21 protein-coding genes are annotated in these 22060 nt (G+C 63.2%); 4 read left to right on the top strand and 17 right to left on the bottom strand.

Annotated features, from left to right (window positions below; genetic code table 11):
• The first annotated feature begins 116 nt into the window (after positions 1–116).
• From EH240_RS18665 to EH240_RS18675, 3 genes are all read left to right on the top strand, one after another.
• The gene (locus EH240_RS18665) at positions 117–1241 is read left to right on the top strand and encodes a L,D-transpeptidase (protein ID WP_125001002.1); all 1125 of its coding nucleotides are present in this window, start codon (positions 117–119) and stop codon (positions 1239–1241) included.
• A gap of 151 nt (positions 1242–1392) precedes the next feature.
• Positions 1393–3030 carry a CTP synthase gene (locus EH240_RS18670; RefSeq protein WP_125001004.1) on the top strand — a complete coding sequence of 546 codons (1638 nt, stop codon included), beginning with the start codon at positions 1393–1395 and terminating at the stop codon, positions 3028–3030.
• Positions 3031–3209: 179 nt separating this feature from the next.
• On the top strand, positions 3210–3749 hold the full coding sequence (locus tag EH240_RS18675) for a DUF1697 domain-containing protein (protein WP_125001007.1): 540 nt from the start codon (positions 3210–3212) through the stop codon (positions 3747–3749).
• Between the two features lie 41 nt (positions 3750–3790).
• Here the strand turns inward: EH240_RS18675 and EH240_RS18680 are convergent, their stop codons facing one another.
• Complete coding sequence (locus EH240_RS18680; protein WP_125001010.1) at positions 3791–5248, bottom strand: NCS1 family nucleobase:cation symporter-1; 1458 nt, start codon at positions 5246–5248, stop codon at positions 3791–3793.
• Positions 5249–5556: 308 nt separating this feature from the next.
• Between EH240_RS18680 and EH240_RS18685 the strand changes: the two genes are divergently transcribed.
• Positions 5557–5859 carry a DUF982 domain-containing protein gene (locus tag EH240_RS18685; protein WP_125001066.1) on the top strand — a complete coding sequence of 101 codons (303 nt, stop codon included), beginning with the start codon at positions 5557–5559 and terminating at the stop codon, positions 5857–5859.
• 66 nt (positions 5860–5925) lie between these two features.
• Here EH240_RS18685 and EH240_RS39095 read toward each other — a convergent pair whose 3' ends face one another.
• From EH240_RS39095 to EH240_RS18770, 16 genes are all read right to left on the bottom strand, one after another.
• A complete protein-coding gene (locus EH240_RS39095; protein WP_125001013.1) occupies positions 5926–6153 on the bottom strand; it encodes a GDCCVxC domain-containing (seleno)protein in 228 nt (75 codons plus the stop codon).
• Positions 6150–6431: a heavy-metal-associated domain-containing protein gene (locus EH240_RS18695; RefSeq protein WP_125001016.1), complete on the bottom strand. Its 282-nt coding sequence runs from the start codon at positions 6429–6431 to the stop codon at positions 6150–6152. Before EH240_RS18695 ends, EH240_RS39095 begins: the two co-directional genes overlap by 4 nt.
• A gap of 10 nt (positions 6432–6441) precedes the next feature.
• Positions 6442–6819, bottom strand: coding sequence for a mercuric transporter MerT family protein (locus EH240_RS18700; RefSeq protein ID WP_125001019.1), 378 nt, complete (start codon positions 6817–6819; stop codon positions 6442–6444).
• On the bottom strand, positions 6816–7472 hold the full coding sequence (locus EH240_RS18705; protein ID WP_125001021.1) for an NrsF family protein: 657 nt from the start codon (positions 7470–7472) through the stop codon (positions 6816–6818). Before EH240_RS18705 ends, EH240_RS18700 begins: the two co-directional genes overlap by 4 nt.
• The gene (locus EH240_RS18710; protein WP_125001023.1) at positions 7469–8071 is read right to left on the bottom strand and encodes a sigma-70 family RNA polymerase sigma factor; all 603 of its coding nucleotides are present in this window, start codon (positions 8069–8071) and stop codon (positions 7469–7471) included. The genes EH240_RS18705 and EH240_RS18710 overlap by 4 nt, the downstream gene beginning before the upstream one ends.
• Positions 8068–8493, bottom strand: a complete 426-nt coding sequence (locus tag EH240_RS18715) for a DoxX family protein (RefSeq protein ID WP_342634094.1) — start codon at positions 8491–8493, stop codon at positions 8068–8070. Before EH240_RS18715 ends, EH240_RS18710 begins: the two co-directional genes overlap by 4 nt.
• A 53-nt stretch (positions 8494–8546) precedes the next feature.
• Positions 8547–9341 (bottom strand): HvfC/BufC N-terminal domain-containing protein, encoded by a 795-nt coding sequence (locus tag EH240_RS18720; RefSeq protein WP_125001029.1) that lies wholly within the window; start codon positions 9339–9341, stop codon positions 8547–8549.
• Positions 9325–10188: an MNIO family bufferin maturase gene (gene bufB, locus EH240_RS18725; RefSeq protein ID WP_125001033.1), complete on the bottom strand. Its 864-nt coding sequence runs from the start codon at positions 10186–10188 to the stop codon at positions 9325–9327. The genes EH240_RS18720 and bufB overlap by 17 nt, the downstream gene beginning before the upstream one ends.
• Positions 10189–10258: 70 nt before the next feature.
• The gene (locus tag EH240_RS18730; protein WP_125001036.1) at positions 10259–10591 is read right to left on the bottom strand and encodes a BufA1 family periplasmic bufferin-type metallophore; all 333 of its coding nucleotides are present in this window, start codon (positions 10589–10591) and stop codon (positions 10259–10261) included.
• A 336-nt stretch (positions 10592–10927) separates the two neighbouring features.
• Entirely contained in the window at positions 10928–12454 is a 1527-nt protein-coding gene (locus tag EH240_RS18740) for an HlyD family type I secretion periplasmic adaptor subunit (RefSeq protein ID WP_125001039.1), read from the bottom strand.
• A gap of 3 nt (positions 12455–12457) precedes the next feature.
• Positions 12458–14203 carry a type I secretion system permease/ATPase gene (locus EH240_RS18745; RefSeq protein ID WP_245436183.1) on the bottom strand — a complete coding sequence of 582 codons (1746 nt, stop codon included), beginning with the start codon at positions 14201–14203 and terminating at the stop codon, positions 12458–12460.
• 75 nt (positions 14204–14278) lie between these two features.
• Positions 14279–17887, bottom strand: a complete 3609-nt coding sequence (locus tag EH240_RS18750) for a beta strand repeat-containing protein (protein ID WP_125001042.1) — start codon at positions 17885–17887, stop codon at positions 14279–14281.
• An 835-nt stretch (positions 17888–18722) separates the two neighbouring features.
• Complete coding sequence (locus tag EH240_RS18755) at positions 18723–19781, bottom strand: phage portal protein (RefSeq protein WP_125001045.1); 1059 nt, start codon at positions 19779–19781, stop codon at positions 18723–18725.
• Positions 19781–20317 (bottom strand): hypothetical protein, encoded by a 537-nt coding sequence (locus EH240_RS18760; protein ID WP_125001048.1) that lies wholly within the window; start codon positions 20315–20317, stop codon positions 19781–19783. Before EH240_RS18760 ends, EH240_RS18755 begins: the two co-directional genes overlap by 1 nt.
• Positions 20317–20844 (bottom strand): HK97 family phage prohead protease, encoded by a 528-nt coding sequence (locus EH240_RS18765; RefSeq protein WP_206075287.1) that lies wholly within the window; start codon positions 20842–20844, stop codon positions 20317–20319. The genes EH240_RS18760 and EH240_RS18765 overlap by 1 nt, the downstream gene beginning before the upstream one ends.
• A gap of 23 nt (positions 20845–20867) precedes the next feature.
• On the bottom strand, positions 20868–22060 hold a 1193-nt coding region (locus EH240_RS18770), incomplete at its 5' end, for a phage major capsid protein (protein ID WP_206075288.1).

Consider the following 22060-nt stretch of genomic DNA (forward strand, 5'->3'; position numbering starts at 1 on the left):
CTCAGCTTGAGGGCGCGCTGGCTAATCGATTATAGATTGCGCGCGGCACTTTCGGCGTCCTTGGGGGGCGCCGGGCGACGCCGTGGGCAACTAGCATAGAAAATCGGATCTTCGCCATGCAGCTTCGCAGCTTCATCCTTTTGGGATTCTGTGCCGTATTCGGCATGGGGTCCGCGGCCTTTGCCTCACCGGCAAACCTCGCCGCTTCGCCGTCGGTAGAGAAGACCGACGCAATTCCCGTCGCCGCCAAGAGCGACGCATCGCAGCTGAAGCTTCTCAAGAAGAAGAAAAACGCAACTCCAGACGACCTCGCGCAGATCAAGAAGCTCGAGGCCAAGATCGCTGCCGACAAGGAAGCGGCCAAGGAAAAGGCGCTCGCGGCCCGCAAGCTGGCGATGCGCGAGGCGGCTAAAGCCAAGGCCGACGCAGCTCGACAGGAATGGCTCGCCAAGAAGGGGTCGGCAGCATCGACGGAACTGGCTGACGCCAGGCCGGCGAAGAAGGCCATCAATATCATCGCACCGCTCGAACCCGTGGCGCCGATCGCGTCGATCCAAACCGAGGAGCCTATCCCGGCCGAGGCGATGAACATCGCGGCAGCCGGCAACAACGGTGAGCTGCGCAGCGAGCAGCCCGGGCAGAAGCACACGAGCAGCGTCGGGTTGTTCGCCGGCCTGTTCGGCGGCCAGTCGGTGTCTTCGATCAGCTATCTGCCCGAGACCCGCGCGCTCGATTCGGCGCTCGCCAGCAAGCAGGCAAAGCGGCCGTTCAAGGTGAAGCCGGAATTCGTGCCGCAGGACGTCACGTTTACCGGCTATGAGCCGGGCACGATCGTCATCGACACCAGCGCCCGCCGTCTCTACTTGGTCGAGTCCTTTTCCACTGCGCGCCGCTATGCCATCGCGGTCGGCCGCGAAGGCCTGCAGTTCAAGGGCACGGTGGCGGTCGGCGACAAGCAGGAATGGCCGCGCTGGATCCCGACGCTCGACATGCAGAAGCGCGAGCCGAAGCATTACGGCCAGTACAAGGACGGCATGCCCGGCGGCGGCGAGAACCCGCTCGGCGCGCGCGCCATCTACCTCTATGACGGCAAGAAGGACACGCATCTGCGCATCCACGGCACCATAGCCCCGCAGTCGATCGGAACCAGCGCCTCCAACGGCTGCTTCCGCATGATCAACGAGCATGTGATGGACCTCTACAGCCGCGTCAAGGTCGGCACCAAGGTCGTTATTATCTGACGCATTTTTCCGACCTGCCGAAAGGGCCGGCACCGCCGGCCCTTTTATTTTGACTGCAATCAAAGGCCCGTCGTGGGCACCGGCGCCATTTTGGGAAAAAGCCTTCGCGGCGGTTTTTTCTCTGGCGGAATCAATCAGGCCGCGTTAAGCGATGACTCCCATGGCGCGATATGTATTCATCACAGGCGGCGTGGTTTCCTCACTCGGAAAAGGCATCGCCGCAGCAGCTCTTGGGGCTCTCCTGCAGGCGCGAGGCTATCGCGCGCGGATCAAAAAGCTCGATCCCTATCTCAATGTCGACCCTGGAACGATGTCGCCGTACCAGCACGGCGAAGTGTTCGTCACCGACGACGGCGCCGAGACCGATCTCGATCTCGGCCACTACGAGCGCTTCACCGGCCGCTCGGCCAACCAGCAGGACAACATCACCACCGGCCGCATCTACAAGAACATCATCGAGCGCGAGCGGCGCGGCGATTATCTCGGCGCCACCGTGCAGGTGATCCCGCACGTCACCGACGAGATCAAGCATTTCGTCCTCGACGGCAATGACGACTACGACTTCGTGCTGTGCGAGATCGGCGGCACGGTCGGCGATATCGAGGCGATGCCGTTCCTGGAAGCGATTCGCCAGCTCGGCAACGACCTGCCGCGCAACAATGCCGTCTATGTGCATCTGACGCTGATGCCCTACATCCCGACCGCTGGCGAGTTGAAGACCAAGCCGACGCAACACTCGGTCAAGGAATTGCGCGGCATCGGCATCGCGCCCGACATCCTGCTGGTTCGCGCCGACCGCCCGATCCCCAAGGAGGAGCGCCGAAAGCTTTCGCTGTTCTGCAACGTGCGCGAAAGCGCCGTCATCCAGGCGCTGGACGTGCCGCACATCTATGACGTGCCGATGGCCTACCACAAGGAAGGGCTCGATTCGGAAGTGCTCGCCGCCTTCGGCATCGACCCGGCGCCGAAGCCGCGCATGGAGCCGTGGCAGGCGCTCTCCAGCCGCATCCACAATCCCGAAGGCGAGGTGACCATTGCCGTCGTCGGCAAGTACACCGGGCTGAAGGACGCCTACAAGTCGCTGATCGAGGCGCTCTCGCATGGCGGCCTCGCCAACCGCGTCAAGGTCAAGCTCGACTGGATCGAGAGCGAGATATTCGAGAAGGAAGACCCGACGCCGTGGCTGGAAAAGGTGCACGGTATCCTCGTTCCCGGCGGCTTTGGCGAGCGCGGCTCCGAGGGCAAGGTCCTGGCCGCGAAATTCGCGCGCGAGCGCAAGGTTCCCTATTTCGGCATCTGCTTCGGCATGCAGATGGCCTGCATCGAGGCTGCGCGGTCGCTGGCCGGCGTCGAGCATGCGTCGTCGACCGAGTTCGGGCCGACCGACGAGCCCGTGGTCGGCTTGATGACCGAGTGGCTGAAGGGCAACATGCTGGAAAAGCGCAGGGAAACCGGCGACCTCGGCGGCACCATGCGGCTCGGCGCCTATCAGGCCGAGCTCGCCAAGGGCTCGAAGATCGCCGAGATCTACGGCGACACGCAGATTTCCGAGCGCCACCGGCATCGCTACGAGGTCAATGTCGACTACAAGCAGCGGCTGGAGGAATGCGGGCTGGTCTTTGCCGGCATGTCGCCGGACGGCGTGCTGCCGGAGACGATCGAATATCCCGACCATCCCTGGTTCATCGGTGTGCAGTACCACCCGGAACTGAAGAGCCGGCCGCTCGAGCCGCATCCGCTGTTCGCAAGCTTCATCGAGGCGGCGGTGGAGCAGAGCCGCCTGGTCTAGGGTAGGCTGATATTCAGGTGAATGCCGGCCTGCAAATGGCGGCTTCCTGCGCTTCCGGTGCTCACGTACTTTAAGTACGCTCCGCTCCGGTTCTCGGAACCCACCATCTTCGACTCGGCCTGACCTGAATCTCAACACACCCTGGTACCAGCCTGCGAGCCGGCCATGCGGACCCTATGATGCGAACCTACGTCGCGCTGCTCTACAGTATCATCCTCGGCGAGGGGCGGCGCGTCGTCATGTCCGATCTCAAGGCGATGGCGGAAGGCCTTGGGCTGAAGAATGTCCGCACGCTGGTGGCGACGGGCAATCTGGTTTTCGAGGCGCGGTCGACCAAACTGTCCCATCTGGAGCGGCGGCTGGAGAAGGCCTTCGAAGAGACTTTCGGCCGCCATGTCGACATCATCGTGCGCGGTGCGGAGGATTGGCTGAAGCTCGCGGCCGCCAATCCGTTCCCGGCCGAGTCCGTGGACACCGGCGATCAGGTGGCAGTGCGTGTCATGCGCAGCCCGGCGCCCGTCGACGCCGTCGCGGCGCTGCATTCCTGTGCCGCCAAGGATGAAAAGGTGGTTTCGGTCGACGGCGATATCTGGCTTGTCTTTTCGCGCGAAAGACCGAGCTCGCGGCTGCTGGCGGCAGCAAACCACAAGCGCATGGGCATCGGCACCTCCCGCAACTGGAATACGGTGCGCAGACTGGCCGAGATGGTCGGCAAATAGATAGACGCGAACGGGCGGCTTTCGCCGCCCGGTTCTTGCCCTCAAGCCTTGGCCGTCCGGGCGCCTGCGCCGAGCGCCATGGTGCGCAGCACGTAGTAGACGGCGCCCGCGATCGCCACGCCGAAGAACCAGCCGTAGACGCCCCACCAGGACGGCAACCAGTTGGTGAAGTTGGGCAGGATCGAGGAGAAGATCGCGCCGATGCCGGCGGCGATGAAGGCGTTGACGTGCCAGCCGCCCTGGAAGCGGAACTCGCCCTCTTCCCGATAGAGCGCCTCGACGTCGACCTCGCCCTTACGGATCAGATAGTAGTCGACCATCATCACGCCGAAGATCGGCCCCATCGTCGCGCCGATGATGTTGACGAAGGAAGCCGCGCTGCCTTCCCACGGCGCGAAGGGATAGAGCACGAGTGCGATCAAGGCCGCAATGTAGCCGCCCTTCTTGAAGTCGATCTGGCGCGGGAAGACGTTGGAGAAGTCGAAGGCCGGCGAGACGAAGTTCGCCACAACGTTGATGCCGAGGGTCGCCACCGCGAAGGTCAGCGCCGCAAGAGCCGCCAGGAACCAGCTGTCGAACTTGGCCGAGATCTGGTCGGGATGAAGCAGCACCTCGTGATAGACGTCGTAGGCGGCGATCGTGGTGACGCCGGCGACCAGCGAGAATAGGATCAGGTTGACCGGCAGGCCCCAGATATTGCCCTTGCGCAGCGCCGCGTTGTCAGGCGCGTAGCGCGCGAAGTCGCAGAAGTTGAGGTAGAGCGCCGAGAAGTAGGTCACCCAGATCGCCGCCACCGCGAATAGCGCCGTCCACGATCCCGGCTCGCCGGGCACGCCGGCGTCCTTGGTCTTGTCGAGCAGCACGTCCATCGGGATGTCGCTGGTGAAGGCGAAGGTGCCCGACTTCACGCAGAGATAGATCGCCAGGATCAGCATCATCACCCACACGGCGGGACCTGCCCAGTCCTGGAAGCGGCGCACCGTTTCCATGCCCTTCTGGATGATCAGGAGCTGCAGCGCCCAGATGACGACAAAGCAGATCACCTCCAGGGTGGAATGGCCGAGCAGATGCGAGGTCTTGTTGAACTCGTCGAACCACGGCAGCCGGGTCAGCAGCGCGACGATCGCGCCCGACGCGGCTGCCGTCTGCGCGCCGTACCAGAAGCAGGCGACGACGGCGCGCACCAGCGCCGGGATATTGGCGCCCCAGATGCCGAAGGAGGCGCGCGCAAGCACGGGGTAGGGCACGCCGGTCTTCACGCCGGCATAGCCGACCATGTTCATCAGGGCGTAGATGATCAGCGAGCCGATGCCGATGGCGATGATGAAGTTGACGAAGCCGCCGCAGAACAGGAACAGGCTTGCCGCGAGATAATAGCCCCAGAGGCTGTGGACGTCGGACGTCCAGACGTTGAAGATCGAAAACGGCCCCCAGTTCCTGACCGTTGCCGGAGCCAGATCCTCATTGTAGAGGCCGGGCGATGCGCCTTGTATGGTCATTGCAAGTGTTCCCCTTTTTTTGCAAAACGCGCCCTCACGCGTTGACCGTCGAGGTTAAGCCTGACGCAGGGGAACCGGCAAGCAACCCATTTGCCGGCTTTCGCCTTAAAGACATTCAATGGGAATCGCGCTTCTCGTTGCGCCAAAACGGGAGTCGACTTGCTGAGTCGGCTGCCGAACAGCCCTTAGATTGTTCTCCTGTCCGGTTTCGAACCTTTTCTAGCGGCAATTATTTTTTATTGGAACCAAAGCGCCGGATGTGCGTTTCATTGGGTTCGGCTGCGGTGCGGCCGACCGGGAGGATAATGATGGATCGCTTGCATTTCTTTACCCCAGTGCGGATCGCGCGTGGGCAAGGATACCCCTTGGAGGAAGTCGACAGCGTCTCCGAAGCGATGGTGTTCCTGCGGAAATGGCCAACGGGAAGACGCGGCCCCGTTTATCAGTGCGCCCTGAATTGCTGTGCTGCAGCGATGTCCGGCAAGATGTCGGCCGAGGAGGCAAGGAAAGCCTTCGTCGGCTTTGCCCGCATCACCCGGATTCTCGACGACGACATGGCGCTGCCCTTGGGTGGCGCGTCCATGGACAATGTCCACGCGCTGAGGCGATAGATCGAGGCCTAGTTTTTTGAACGCGGGCGCTGCTACCTTCTGGGCGCGGCGGGGATTATTGTTGTTTTAACAGCAATGGCCTCGGCCCGTTGCATCGGACTGCCGCTCTTTCTGCTTTGGTGGACAGGGATGATCGCCGTAAGAGCAGAATACGCAGCAATCTCCCGCCAAGGGCCTGAGGAGAATCTTGCAGCCTTCGCATTCATAGAAGTACTGGCAGGCGTCGGCCGGCATTGTCTCGGTTCTGCGGTGGCCGCAGGCGGGACAGGTGATGGTGCTGGTGAGCTCGATCATTGCTCCTTCACCAAGGCTGCAGCATAGCCGGCGTTGTTGGAAGCTGCGGCGATCGCGGCGGTGCTCGTCTTGTCGTCGTCGAAGACGACCGTTGCAGTCTTCGCGTTGACATCGGTTGAAACCGAGACAACGCCCTCGAGGTGTCTGATTGCGGTCGCAACGGTGACCGGGCAAAGCGGACACGTCATGTCGGGCACTGAGAATATGGCGGTGTGTTGTCCTGCGGCGGCGGGCACAGTGGCCAGAAGCGGGACAAAGATCGCAATCGCGATGCGCATCGAGGGTCTCCTACAGATTGAGCCGTCCGAAAACATCGACAGCGGCCGCTGACGCCGCAATCAGGCTCGCTGCCAACAGGATCCATCGGGTGGAACGGCGATAAACGGGGCTGGCGCAAAGGGAGCCGGGAAGGCAGGCGGCTTGGCTGCGGCGGTAGTGCCAGAACCCGAGACCGACGGAGACAGCCGCGAGCGTGAGGAAGTAGGGCTGATAAGGCGCAAGCGCGGTGAGGCGCGCGATCCAGGCGCCGCTGATTCCCGCGATAGCCAAGGCGAGGGGAAGGATACAGCAGGCGGAAGCGAGGAGACCCGCCGAAAGTCCGCCAAGCGCGAGCGACAGGGCAGTTCGCGATTGTGTTAAATTGCTGACGGGTGACGATCCGGTCATTCCGGTATCTCCAGGCGGCTCGACACGAACAGGTTGATGGCGCCGCCTAACAACACGATCAGCGATCCGGTGCCGAGATTGAACATCAGGATCTCGACGCTTGCGTCGAGGGGATGAAACAGCGTCAGCGCTGAGGCGGTAATTCCAGCCACGGAAAGACTTGCGGCAAGGATCACCGGCCCGGGGTTGAAGCTGGCGGCATGGCGCAGCATCAGAGCCAAGGCGAGCGACAATGGTAGGCTGGTCAGCACCAACGTTGCAATGCAGGAAGCCGTCTCGCCGGGAGGCGCGCCGCCGGGAACCATCGGGGTCCAGAATCTCCAGCACTGATAGCCGATCGAGGAAAGCCACAAGGCAAGCGCCGGGAAGGGCAGCCACAGCCAACGGCGTGAGCGGCCAGGAAGGCTGACGAGAAATGCGGCGACCGCGGCAAGGACGCCGGTGAAGAGAGCCCCCGCGAGGCTCAAGGCGAAGCGGATTTCGGCCAGGCGAACGAGCAGCCCTGGCCGCCAGCCATGGGCAGCGGCGATCATGGTGAGGATCAATGCCGCCAAGAGCAGGAAACCGGTGGCGCGCAGCAATGGCGGACGAAGTCGCCTGACCGGCCTCAGATTGGCGGCAAGCGCGGAGATGAGATCATCCGTGGGGATCATGTTCCGCTCCCAGAGAAGAATTGGCGCAGATGCCGGATGGCACGGTGGGTGGCGATTTTGAGCGCCGCCACGGTCGTACCGCTCGCTGCCGAGGCCTCCTTCAGCGACAGTCCTTCAATCTTGGTGAGCCGCATGGCTTCGCGCTGTCTGGACGGAAGGCGGTCGAGGGCGGCGGTAATGTCATGGATCTTCGTCATGTCCTCAATGTTCGCGGATGGATCGGCCAAGGTTTCGTGGTTAGGCTCAAATTCCGTTTCGAGGGCCCGGCGGCGGCCCTGGCGACGCAGCCGGTCGATCAGCCTGCGTCTGGCAATGGCTGTAAGCCAGGGACCGAAGGGCCGCGCCGGATCATAAGTCGCACGCACTGCGTGCAAGGTCAGCAGTATATCCTGCACCGCATCCTCGACATCGCTGGGATTGCGGTGACAGCGCGCCGCGTGAGCGCGCAAGTATGGCGTGACGCTCTCGAGGAGCCGCCGGTAGGCATTGGCATCGCCGTCCTGGGCCCTTGCCATCAGGATCGACCAATCCAGGTCCCGCACCCGTGGCAGGGGAGCGGCCGCCCCCTTCACAAGTTTCAGCACGGGAGGGGTGGTCATTGCCTATACGCCTCCGAAGCAAATCGTAGCGCGACCAGCCGGTCAAGGGAAATGGGCCCCGCGCCAAGGGCAATGATGGAGATCGCCATGGCGGCCCAGGGCAGATGGAAGTTGGCCCAGCCATCGGGCACCACAAGCTGGATGATACCCGTCATGATGAGCATCGCCAACGCGGCAAAGCGCGTGGCGAGGCCCAAAACCAACAGCACCGGCAAAGCGAGCTCGGCGGTCGCAACCAGATAGGCCACGGCATCGGGCATGGGGAAACCATACTCGGCGCCGAAGATGTGCAATTTGAATTCCTCTTCGAACAGATAGATCGTGCTGTCGGAGAGCTGGAGGAAGCCGTCCCAGCGGGTCAGGCCGGAGCGGAAAAACGGCACGGCAAGGGCTGCCCGCAGAAATAGCGGCGCCACAGCCATGGCGACCGCGGAAAGCCACCTTGTCAGTGCTCGAACCAGTTCCGCTGCCGATGTCATGACGGCTCGCCTCCGGCATCCCGGTCGAGGCTCCAACCTGTGAATGCGCCGACTTCAATCAGTCCGGCCAGCACCGTTTGGAGATCGAAGCACGGCGTGACTTCGAGCGAGGCGATCGTCGCGGCCACCACCGGCTCGTCGGCGCCCAGAGACCTGATGAAGGCCGCAGCGCCCATCGGCAATTGGTGCACAGTAACTTCCGCGCTCGGGCGGATGACGAGAGCATCCTCGCCACCGGCTTCGAGGTCGACGGCTGCTGGCTCGCCGCCCGCAACGTTCATGCGCCAGATGGTGAGGGCGGGAAACCGGGATTGCGTCACCCGGAGCGAAGGATGTAGCGCCAGCCTGACTTGGGCGAGGCGGGCTCGATCGATGGCGAGGAAATCGTCGGCGGAAAGCGACTCCGCTTCGGCTGCGTGATAAGCCTCGATCCAGGCGCGTTCGATCCTTGCCACGTCGGCGAGATAGGGGAGTGCCGCCGCAGGCTCGAACCCATCGATGAATTCGGGAAAGCCTGCGCCGTAGCCCAACATGATGGGGGACCGCGGCGGGTGGGCAGTTGCGAATTGCCCGCTCATGGCACGGAAGAACTCATCCCCGACGATGCGGTGAACCGCCGGGTAATTTTCCTTCAGCGTCTCGATCAGACCTGCCACGACATTGTTGCGATAGACCGCAAAGCGGCGTGGACTTGGCAAGCCATCGGGTCCCACGAGGCCCAGCGGCGTGCTGCGAGTTGTATCGAGCAGGGCCAGCGCGAAGTCCTGCTGTCGTTCAGCCAGCCCCTGCAAGGCGCTTCTCCTGCCGTAACGCGTCAGAATTCATATACGCTTCGGCACGCTCGGCCTCGGCGTGCAGTTCGCCCCACGATGGCAAATCGGCATCCCATTCGATGAGCGTCGGCGTGGGGCCGAGCTTGCCGATCACGTAGGCGTAGAGCTGCCAGACCGCCCGGTCGACCGGCCGGTTGTGGGTATCGATGAGCAGAGGCCTCTGTTTCTCGTCGGTCTCCGGCGTGAAGCCGGCAAGGTGTATTTCCTGCACGGAGCCGAGCGGGTAGGCATCGATATAGGCGAAAGGATCCCACTGCTGATTGGTCGAAGCGACGTGGACGTTGCTCACATCGAGCAGCAGTCCGCAGCCGGTGCGCCGCTGCACCTCGGCGATGAAATCGGGCTCGGCATAGGTGCTTTCGGCAAAGGCGACGTAGGTGGAAGGATTTTCCAACAACATCTGGCAGCCAAGCGTTTCCTGCACCTCGTCGATATGACAGGCGATGCGCTGGAGCGTTTCCTTCGTGTAGGGCATCGGCAGGAGGTCGTTCAGAAACGCCTCGCCGTGACTCGACCATGCAAGATGTTCGGAGAAAAGGCCGGGCTGGTAACGCGCGATCAGCTCCTTCAAGCGCCTCAGATGGTCGTGGTCGAGGGGCCTTGCCGCGCCGATCGACAGGCCGACGCCGTGCAGTGATAGAGGATAACACTCGCGCACCGCCGCAAGGTAGCGGTGCGGTGGCCCGCCGGCCCCCATGTAGTTTTCGGCGTGGACCTCGAAAAAGCCGATATCCGGCGCGGTCTCCAGGATCTCGCGGTAGTGCTGCGGCTTAAGTCCTACCCCGGCGCGCGGAGGAATGTTCATGGTCGATCTCCCAAGAAGGCAATCGAAACAGGCAGGTGGCTACGCCACCCGCCCGGGATCTCCTGGGATTTCAGGTGATCGGCTTCAGCGAGCCGTGGCCATTGGGCGTGGTCATAGCGGTGCAGGTTCCCTTCTTCACCAGCTTGAAGGCATTGGCCTGATAGTTCTTGGTGGACGTGCCCGCGCAGGTGGTTCCAGCACCCGCGTAGCAGTCGTTGTGGCCCTTCAGAGCCACGCCGAAGCACTTCTCCATCTTGCCGGAAGCGACCTCCTTCTTGGTCTTCTCCTGCATCTTCATCATTTCTTCCTCGCTCATCGCGGCGGATGCAGAGCCGATGGCGGCGGCGCCAATGGCTGCGGCAAAGGCACTGGCGACGACTGCGGAAATCAGGCGGTTTGACATGCTTGTCCTCCACTGGGCGTTGTTGCGCGAACCCTTGTCTTCCGGCGATGCCGGAAGACGCAGGTTCTTCTGAAAGTTCGCCACAGTACCGATGGAGGTTACGTCGGTTCGGATCGCCGCGGTTCACGAATCCGTGTAGTGCCGAGGCGGCGATGGCGGGCACCGTGTCCGCCGAAGAAGCAAGGAAAGCCATCGTCGGCTTTGCCCGCATCATCCGACCTCTCGACGACGACATGGCGTTAACGAGGCGTAGGCCTTGCGTCGGGTGCCGGGGTGAGGTTTTGTCTTTTTATTGGCGCTCGCTGTGTTGTTTTTATTGGCACTCGCTATGTTGTTTCAATTTTCCCTGAAAGAGCGCGTGAGGGAGGCCTGAACCGGGGCCAGCATATAGTCGAGCAAGGTGTGTTCGCCGGTCAGGATCATGACTTCCGCCGGCATGCCGGGCGATAGACGGACGTCATGCAGCTCTTCGAGATCGGCCGCGTCGACCTTGACCTTGGCGAGGAAATACGGCTCGCCGGTTTTCTCGTCCGTCAGCCGGTCGGCCGACACCGAGGTGAGCAGGCCATGGATCTGCGGCAAATGCCGGCTCGGATAGGCCGACAGCACGACGCGTGCGGGCATGTCCGGATGCACTACGTCGATATCCGCGGGCTTGATGCGTGAATCGATGATCAGATTGGGCTCGTTCGGGACGATATCGAGAAGCGCCTGGCCGCTTGCGATCACACCCGATTCGGTCGTCACGCGCAGGTTCATCACCGTCCCGGCGATCGGCGCGACGATGTCGGTCCTAGCCAGCACATCCTCGCGCGAGGGCAATTGGCTGCGCAGCTCGGCGAGATCCCCGCGCACCTTGGCAAGATCCTCATTGGCCGTCTCGCTGTCCTGTTGGCGCAGGTTGAGGAGCTGGAACTCGGTCTCGCCGATCTGCTGGTCGTTGTGCGCCACCTGTGCTCGGTTCGTCGCCTGATTGGCACGAATGTCGGCCTGTGCGCGCTGCAGGGCCAATATCCGTGGCAGGCGTTCTAGGCCCTTCTTGTACATTTCCTGTGCGGAGGCGATCTCCTGGTCGATCAGGCCGAGCTGCTCGGTCTGGGCGGCGATCACCTCCCTCGATCCCGTGCTTTGCTCCTTGATCTGCGCAATGCGCTTTTCCAGGATATGCGTGCGCCCTTCGCGGGTTGCGAGGCGGCTGTCGAGCAGCGCCTGCTCCTCGACGACCACCTTTCGCGCCAGATCGCTATCGTTCGACGTCAGCTCCCGGGGAAAGGCGATGTGGTCCTGGCCGGAAAGCTCAGCGACCAGGCGGGCTTCGGTCGCCAGAAGGCGGATGTAGTGTGTCTGCAATTCGTCGTAGCGCCCCTGGGCCTGGGTTGTCTTCAAGCTGATAAGGATCTGGCCGGCGACGACCTTGTCGCCTTCCTTGACGTGGATCTTGCCGATGATGCCGCCCTCCAGATGCTGGACCGTCTTGCGATAGCCTTCCGGACTGACGACGCCATTGGCGACGACGGCGCTTGCCAGAAGCGCAACGCTGGACCACGCCGTGACGCCGCCGACGAAGACGACGGACGAGACGTAACCCAGCAGGCGCGCGGGACGCGTGCGCCGTTTCAGATCGCGCTTGCTGGCTCTGAAGGCATTTGTGCGCCGCCGGACGTATCGTGCAATCAGGAGCACGAAGAGCGCGCCAGCGGCCGCAGTCAGGGCGATGCGCGCAGGCTGGTTCCGCCCGTCGAACCAAGTCGATACGCCGGCGATCAGATCCCCGGTAGAGGCGCTCAGTCTGTCGGCCAGCTCCCGCAGGCTATCCGCCAGCTTGTCCAGCATTGTCGAGAAGTCGCCAACTCGATAGCCCATGGCTCACTCCGCTGCCTTCAGGTTTCCCGGTTCGTTGGCGGCAATCTTTTCCCGTATGACGGGCGCTACGGGGATTCGCCTGGCCTGTCCGTTGAGCGCGCTGAGCACCTCATCGCGGGTGCCGAACTTCGAGACGCTGCCGTCCTGGATGAAGACGACATGATCGGCCGTGCGCAGAAGATTGATCTGATGAGTGACGAGAATGACGGTGCGGCCCAGCTCCGTCAACTGCTGGAGCACCTTGAACAGCGCGTTCTCGCCGTCGCTGTCGAGGCCGGTGTTTGGTTCGTCAAGGACGACCAGCGGCGGATCGCCGAACAGCGCCCGGGCCAGCGCAATGCGCTGGCGCTGGCCACGCGAAATACGGGCCCCATGCGGTCCGACCTCGGTCCGGTAGCCGTTCGGCAGCCGCAGGATCATCTCGTGGATGCCGGCGAGTTGCGCCGCGGCGATGACCGCTTCGCTATCGACGTCCCGCAGACGCGCGATATTCTCGGCTATTGTTCCGGGAAACAGCTCGACCTGCTGCGGCAGATAGCCGACATGCTGGCCCAACTGGTCCGAAGGCCAATTCCAGACCTCCGCGCCATCCAATCGCACATGGCCGTACGAGGGCCGCAGCGCGCCGACAATGAGGCGGCAGAGCGTGGTCTTGCCGGAGCCGGACGCCCCGATCACGCCGCAAGTTTGCCCGGGCTCGACGCTGAAACCGATTTTGGTCAGCAATGGTTGCGACGTGCCCGGCGGGCAGTAGTGCAGGTTCTCGAGCTTCAGCCTGCCTTGCGGACGCGGCAGGGTAACGCCAGCATTTTGCACCGATGCGGTGTCGGCGAAGAGCTTCATAAGGTTGCGGCGCGCGGCCCGCGCACTGACCAGACTCCGCCACGCTCCGATCGAGCGTTCGATCGGCGCCAGCGCCCGGCTGAGCAGGATGGAAGCCGCGATCATCGAGCCCGCCGTCAGTTCGCGGCGCAGGACGAGATAGGCGCCGAGCCCGAGCACGGCGACCTGGAGGGCGAGGCGCAGCGAGCGCGACAGGCTGCCGATGATGGTGGTGCGCCGTAGAATCCGGGTCTGGATGTCCATCAGCGACTGCTGGTTTTGCTCCCACCGCAGCAGCGCCGGCTCGGACATGCCGAGCGAGCGCAACGTCTCGGCGCCATCGACAAATTGACCGACGGCCGCCTGGCTGCGGCGCAGCCCGGCCGCTGCCTCCTGGCCCTTGCGGCGGGTGAGGAAATCATTGGCAAGAGCCGCGCAGAACAGGAGCACCGCGCCGGCCAGGCCCACGACGCCCAATGCCGGATGCAGCAGCCACATGAACGCTAGGAAGACCGGCGTCCATGGCGCGTCGAGAAAGGTCAGTATGCCGTCGCCGGCGATGAAGCCCCGCAGATCCGACACGTCTTTCAGGCCGGCTTCGAGATTGCTGCCGGCCAGGCGCGCCTCCATGGCGCGTTCGATGACGGGAACGCTGAGTTGGTCGTCCAGCCACTGGCTTATATGTCCCAGCATCATCCGCCGGGCGTGTTCCAGCAGCCCGTAGACGGCAATGGCGCCGATGACGGCAAGGGTCAGCCACAATAGCGTGTCGATCGAGCCGCTCGACAGCACCCTGTCGTAGATCTGCAGCATGTAGACGGTGCTGGCGAGTAAAAGGACGTTGGCGAGCAGGCTGAAGAGGAGGAGGGCGGGCGCCTGATGGCGCGCCAGATGCATCACCTCCTGGAATTGCGGTCTTGGCTGCATCACGGATACCCCCCGTCTCGATGTTTTTGCTGGGTGTCGGGCCGGGCGCCAGGAGAGGCGCCCGGCCCAAGTCCGTCAGGCAATGACACCTTCCACGTGGTTGTCGTTGAAGATGCCGGTCCCGTCGATGCCGATGGAGAAGGTGTCGCTCGCTGTGTCGCCGTCGAAATCGGCGATCTGGACAGTAAAGTCGAGCTTCTCGTCGGGCGCCGGCTGCGCCTGGCTGAGGCCGAAGCCGCCGATGTCGAAGGTGTTGTTGTCGTTGCCCGAAATGCCATCCGCGTTGCTGATGTTTTCGATCAGGACGCGGTCGTGGGTTCCGCTCGTCGTCCATGACACCTTGTCGCCGGTGCTCAGGCCGGTGATCGTCAAGGTGCCGTCGGCGTTGACCGTGGCGACCGGCGTATATTGCGTATTGCCCGTCTTGACGACGAAGTCGGTGACCGACGCCGATGTGATGGCGACGGGGCTATCGTTGGTGAGCCCGTCGACGAAATTCACTCCCGGCTCCGAAGCGGTGGTGAGGGCCGTGATCTTGACGGTGACGGGTCCGACGCCCGGATTGGTCTGGTTGACCGTGAAGGACGCAGAGTTCGTATTAAACACGCCCGTGAAGGCGATGTTGGCTTCGACGTCGGCTTCGTTCTGGTCCAGATTGGGCACGAGGAAGTTTGTATTCGCGCCCGTGACGTAGGTGATGAACGCGCCCTCAGTGGGGTTGATCGCGTTGCCGTTAACGCCGAACGAGGTGGTGCTACCGGCCTGGCTGATGTTGAGCACATCCTTGGTCGTGATGTTTCCGCCCTGGGACTGATTGAGCGGATCGTGCCCGATCACCACGATCTGGGCGGTGTTTGAATCGCCAAAGGTCATGAACAGGTTGCTGCCGGAGGGTGCCCCGGCGAAGCCGAAATTGACCTCCGCGGGTGGAGGGTTCTGGAGGACATCGAAGGTATAGTTGCCGCCCGACAGGGTCAGCCTGAAGAAATCGATGTCTCCGGCGGTGTGTGTGCCGCTGCTATCGACATCCTTGAAGTAGGTAGCGACAGTGTCGTTGTTGGTGAGGTCCCTGAGCAGGGTCACCTGCGAGGACGTGCCGTCCAGTATCGTCAGGGTCGCCGGCGAACTCGTGATGCTATAGGTTGCCGGATCGTCCGCGCCAACCACCCCGCTGAGCGTCTTGGTCACCGTGCTGCCAGCAGCGAAGTCCACCAGCCCATCGCTGATAAGTCCGATGGCTGGGCCGTCGTCCTGGAACTGCACGGCATCGCCGATACCGGTCGAGCTGGTCGCGGTGTCGCCGTCACCGTCGGTGACAGTCACCACCGCCAGCAGGGCGCTGTCGGTGATGTTCACCGCCTCGTCGTAGCTGCCACCCGGGGTCGGATGGTGGATCGAAGCGTATTGCGCCAGGCTGACGACGCCGCTGGTGCTGTTGATTGCGACGGCGAACGCCGCCGCCCCCGCGGCTGAGCCGATGCGACCGACCACCAGGTCGCCTTCCTTGAACAGGAAGATGCTGGTGCCGTTGGTGGTGTCGAGGCCGGAATCCACGCCTGCGGCCGACACCGCCAGCGAGAACGCCGTCGTGCCGCCCTCCTGATCGGCGCCGAACGAACTTCCGGTCGAGCTTACGACGGGAGTCGCGTCCTGTGCGAATCCGCTTGGGCTGAGATCGGAGCTGACATTGCTGACGCCCGCGAACAGCGCCGCCACTCCCGCGGCAGTAGTGTCGTCGGCATCGGCCTGGACGCCCGCCGTCTCGTCATGTGCCACCGTCGCAGCGCCCTGGACGATCGCTGCCGTCGGGCCGTCGTCCTGGAACTGCACGGCATCGCCGATACCGGTCGAGCTGGTCGCGGTGTCGCCGTCACCGTCGGTGACAGTCACCACCGCCAGCAGGGCGCTGTCGGTGATGTTCACCGCCTCGTCGTAGCTGCCACCCGGGGTCGGATGGTGGATCGAAGCGTATTGCGCCACGCTGACGACGCCGCTGGTGCTGTTGATTGCGACGGCGAACGCCGCCGCCCCCGCGGCTGAGCCGATGCGACCGACCACCAGGTCGCCTTCCTTGAACAGGAAGATGCTGGTGCCGTTGGTGGTGTCGAGGCCGGAATCCACGCCTGCGGCCGACACCGCCAGCGAGAACGCCGTCGTGCCGCCATCTGTGCCTGTGGCGCTTCCGGTGGAGCTCACCACCGCGTTCGGATCCTGCGCGAATCCGCTTGGGCTGAGATCGGTGCTGACATTACTGACGCCCGCGAACAGCGCTGCCACTCCCGCGGCAGTGGTGTCGTCGGCATCGGCCTGAACGCCCGCCGTCTCGTCATGCGCCACCGTGGGAGCGCCCTGGGCGATACCCGCCGTCGGCCCGTCGTCTTCGATGACAATCTGCTGGCCGACGAACGTCGAAGAGCCGCTGGACGTCAAGATGCCGAAGCCGCCGATGTCGAAAGTGTTGTTGTCATTGCCCGAAATGCCATCCGTACCGCTGATGTTTTCGATCAGCACGCGGTCGTGGGTTCCGCTCGTCGTCCACGACACCTTGTCGCCGGTGCTCAGGCCGGTGATCGTCAAGGTGCCGTCGGCGTTGACCGTGGCGACCGGGGTAAACTGCGTATTGCCCGTCTTGACGACGAAGTCGGTGACCGAGGCCGACGTGATGGCGACGGGGCTATCGTTGGTGAGCCCGTCGACGAAATTCACTCCCGGCTCCGAAGCGGTGGTGAAGGCCGTGATCTTGACGGTGACGGGTCCGACGCCAGGATTGGTCTGGTTGACGGTGAAGGATGCCCCCGTCGCATTGACGACGTTCTGGAAGTCGATGTTGGCTTCGACATCGGCCTCGTTCTGGTCCAGATTGGGCACGAGGAAATTCGTGTTCGTGCCGGTGACGTAGGTGATGAACGCGCCCTCAGTGGGGTTGATCGCGTTGCCGTTGACGCCGAACGAGGTGGTGCTGCCGGCCTGGCTGATATTGAGCACGTCCTTGGTTGAGATGTTCCCGCCCTGGGATTGATTCAACGGGTCTTTCCCGATCACCACGATCTGAGTGGAGTTTGGATCACCGAAGGTCATGAATAGGTTGCTGCCAGAGGGCGCCCCGGCAAAGCCGAAGTTGAGCGTCTCGGTCGCCGCGAGCTTGAGCGTGTTGCCAAGATCGACCGCGTCATCCGGGTTGGGATTGCCGCCATGGAAGATCGGAACGTAGGTGACGATGTTGAAGGTCACTTGATCGCTGGTGGCGCCGGCGTTGATCGAGTCCTGCTTGAAGATGACGAAGGCGATCGCGTCGGCACTGCCGTTGCCATCGCTGTCGTAGCGACCGATCACGGTGTCGTTTCCATCAGCGAAGAGCAGGATATCCTTGTTGTCGACGGTGTTGAGGCCGCTATCATCGCCGTTGAGGGTGCCGCCGCTGCTGTCAGTGAACGTAGTGCCGGCGAGCTGAGACCCGGCGGTGGCGTTGACAGTAACCGAGTTCACCTTCGTCGCGACGCCGATGCTGGTCGGGAATGCGTTGCTCAACCCGAGGGTCGTCTCGAGATAGGTCCGAAACGCAGCCGGCAGCGAGGAATATGCAACATCGGTATCCGTGAAGACGTCGTCGATTTTGTCGCCGGTTTGCAGCCCGGTGGTCTGGTCGTTGACGGCCTGGTCGTTGAGAATGAAGCTGATCGTCATGAGAATTTCTCCTTGGTTTCAATGCGAGCAGGCGCAAATCGGCCCCAACGCCGGCAACCGGCCGCACAGGCATTCGCTGGCCGGAGCCAGCGCTACGCGCCATCGTTAATGGAAACTGGAGTGAGTGGTTTAGCTCAGGGGTAGAGGGTATTGCGGGGGAGCCGCCACTCTCCCGCTCCATGCCCCTTCAGGCATTTCTGGGGGGATGCGTCCTACGCGCATCGGCTACCCACCAACGGCGGGCGCCAAGTATCAATGATGAGGGCATACTAAACCCCGCCCCTCTTCCCAACAGGCATGACTGCCTGTACGCCTCCCGCTCAGAACATGAGCAATAAAAAGTTTACTCTTATTTGTGGAAAGTTCAAATCGGACCGTTGCTTTTTTAATGATAATATGAAGTAGAAATGGTCCAGCTGAGTGTGGGACCTTTGTCCCTGTTCATTCGAACTATATGAATCTAAATGAGAATATTCCGATCCGCATCTACCGAATCTGGATGATAGTGCGGCGGACGAGGCGAAAAGGCGATGCAACCAGTGCTTGCCATAGCACCAATGATGGATTGGACGGACTAGGCGGAAATACAAGGGACCGGGCAGGGAATGTTGTACCCGGAGTCGTACCGCCTACAGTCCAGCCCGCCGCATGGTCTCTTCAACGGCAGGATCCGACCTTAGAAAGCGTCTCAGCCCGTCGTCGGGCTGCTCTTCCTTTGCCTTGCGGGCCTGCCGTTCCTTCTTTTCTTTGAGGCGCCGCAAACCGTTGGCTTGATTGCGTGCGGCGTCTGGCGTCGACGCCCAACCGGCTGACGGTGGATTGAGCCAAGCTAGCTTCATTTCCAGTCGAGCCTCGCTAGTGCGGCGTCCACAACAGCCGGAGCCAGCCCCGCTTCCTTCGCCGTCGCATAGGCCTGCACGATGGTCTGCAAGGCGCGGGCCGAGCCGCCGGCATCGAAAGCTTGTGTTGGCCCCATGACGTCGATGTCAACCGCAGCGCCTAGTTTCTCACTCGCCTCCTGCGCCAGAAGCCCCGCGATCGGCTGAAGCGTCCATTGCGCCAAATGCCTTTGCGCCTCGCGGACCATCGGCCCCGTGGTGGCTGGATTGAACAGGCCCGGCAGTACGCCAAAAGCGCCAGCAATGGCGTCTCGGGCCGCTGCCAGGCTTTCCACGGACATGCTGCGCTCGATGTCTGGCGAGACGCTGGACGGCTTCCAATCGACGGCAGGAGCCGGCCCGCCAGCGGCCGAGACATTTACGGACTCGCGCAACAGGACACGGCCTCGCTGCCCGCGGAAGGAGCGGCCGAGCGTCGTCATGTCGGTTTCTGGCCCTTCGGGATAGGGCACGATTTGCGAGCCGAGCGGTGCGTTCTCGTAGACTTCGGCAAGCGCGCTTTCCAGCGCATTGAGCAACCCGGCAGTGAGCGACGCGCGCCGCAGCGGTGCCGTTCCGAGCCATGGTGCGGCCGGATCGACGCCGATACGCAAATGCACCACTTCGCCGGCCAGCGCCGTTTGCGTGGTGCCGCCGCCCGCTTCCGAGATTGACAGGCGATACGCCTTCGGGATGCCGTCGCGCGTCGACAAGTCCCAATCCGAGCATGGAATAAGCTTGTCGCGGATCAGGAAGACAGCCTCGCCCCGCAGCGCCACAGAGCGGGCCGTGAGCGCAAGGGTTCGCTTGTCCAGCAAGTTGGTGCCGTCGACCTCGGCAAGAGCGAAGGCGCCTTCCCATAGGCTAATGCATGACTGTGCAGTTGCCGTCAGTTCGGCAATACCGCGCCGGCCGGAGATATAGCTTTCGCGCGCCGCCATCAATTCGGCGGTAAAGCCGGACATGGCCGAGCGCGTCTCGACAGGAGAGCGTCGGAACCAATCAAAAATACCCATCACGCCCTCCTGAAATTGCGCAGCAAGTCGCCCGCGCCTGAATTGGACATTGCTTCGGCCGCCCATGAGGCAGAGCGCGATTTGTCCACCATGACGGAACCGGCGACGACCTTTTCGCGCGTCGTGCCAGGCGAGCCGCGCTTACTGGCGGCCATGTACTCCGCCAGACGCCGGAATGCCTCATTGACCGCAGCCGGGACTGTGCCGCCGCCAACCGTGCCGGTAAAGCGGTAAGGCCCGTCGCCGGGCAGCATGTAGCCGCCAGTTGGCGAGGGATCGAGCGTTGCCGTCGTCCAGGCATTGGTGGCCTGCCAGACCTCGACAGTGGCGATGGTTGCCGGCGCCAAGGGCGGGATCCACTCGCCGCAGCCCTCCGCAATCCACTCGATAGAGCGGGAGGTGAAGCGCCAGGCGATATAGGCCTCGATGCGCTGCCACAGCATGTCCGCATCGAGCGCGGCGGCTGCCGTCGAGAGGCCCGAAGGCGATGCGGGATAAGCCGCAGGAGCGCCTTCTGTCTGTTTGATGGTCGCCATTATGCCCTCCATCGGTTCAGAACGCGGTGCAGGCCAGCGTCGTTGGCTTCGGCAGCCGCAAGCGCCCACGAGCGGGCCGCGATCTGCGCCTGGTCGTAAGCAGGGAGAGTCACCAGCGACACCTCGAACAAGTCCGCCGCGTTGACGGTACGCAACAAGCCATCGGCCGAGCGCGTGACGACATCGCCACCGGAACGCACCCGAAAGCCCGGAGAAATGCCCTTCGTCAGACCGGCCGCCAGCGCTGCAAGAGCATCGTTTGCCCATGTGGTCGTGGCCGTGACACGTGCCTCGATATGCAAGGCGTCTTCGCCGTCGCGAAGCGTGAGAGAGCCGGCCTCCGTAGAGGCCAGTGGTTTTTCGGGGTCGTGACCGGCGAGAAGGAAGACGTTCTCGCCAGTCTCGATGCGGGAGCGAAAGGCTCGGGCAGCGAAACGTTCCCGCCTGCCGTCGCCGAGCGTTGTTTCCGAGCCGTAAGGAAAGCGACCCGTCAACCGGGTCGCTCCACCTTCGGCGCGGATTTCCAAGGAAACCGGAGCGCCGTAAAGCATTATGCGCTCTGAACGCCGGTCAAAATCTGCAGCTGAGGCGCACGGCCGGCCGACACGTCCATCGTGGCGAGGCCGGTGAGGCGAAGGCCGCCCGAAGCCGCATCGCTGAACGGGTCGCGGATCAGGTCGATTCCACCAAACAAGCCGACGAAGAACGGAGGCACGCCACCGATGCTGGTCGTAAGCAGTGCCGTCGAGGCCGCAGGCGTGCCGGTAGGCGCGGCCAGAGCGTTCGACGACATGGCAATGTTGCCAGCCGGGATGTTGGCAATCATCCGGTCCCACTCGCTGACGGCCGTATTCGTGATCAGCGAGCCATCCATTTTATCGAAGATTTCAGGCCGGATCAGCAGCTTGACCTCGCCCGGCGAGTTGGCAGCGTTGGCGACCAGGAATCGCACGATGGCCGAACGGAAAGCCGCCCAAGTCGCAGCAGCGGCGACGGCCGTGGACGTGATGCCGTAAGACCCGACCAACAGGCCCGAAGGCTGACCGCTGGCGCCCGTGCCCTGAAACACCGCCGCGTCCATGGCCTGCGCAATAGCGCCGTTCATGTCGCGCCTCACGGCCTGCTCGAGCGCGTCGCCGGACTGCTTCAAAGCCTTGCGCGTGATTTTCATCTGCACGCCCAAGGTGTTGTTCGGCGCGACCGTGCGCTGTGCGGTGCTGTAGACGGTCGGACCAGCCACAGCGCCCGTTTCCGTGGCCTGCCAGCCGGCAGTGACGGACGAGGCGGTCAGCGGATATTCTTCGCTGCCCTGGCTGATAGAGATCAGCCGGCCGCCCATGATCGAGGCGACAGACTGCGGAAACAGACGATCGATGATTGGCGCGGTCATTTTCGGCGACGGCGTACCGCTCGCGATGGTTTCACCAGCGCGGGTTTCGAGGGACAGGGCGGCATATGGAATCGGCACGCCACGATAGCCATTCTTGCTGCGCATCTCGGCGATGACTTCGGCGGTCGGGCCGTCGATCTTGGCGCCTTCGTCGAGGAACAAAGCGACCTGGCGCAGTTCGAACTTGTCGACGAGTTCGGCGTATTCCTTGTCGCTGCGCGTCTCAAGGTCGGCACCGGCTTCGCGGCGTTCGGCGTCCTCGGCAATGAGCGAGGCGCGATAGCGGACTTCGTTGCCGCGGTATTCCGCGTCCATCGTTTCCATGGAGCGGGTTTCCTCGGCGGTCGGCTTGT

This window comes from Mesorhizobium tamadayense, from assembly GCF_003863365.1.
Classification (GTDB): Bacteria; Pseudomonadota; Alphaproteobacteria; order Rhizobiales; family Rhizobiaceae; genus Mesorhizobium; species Mesorhizobium tamadayense.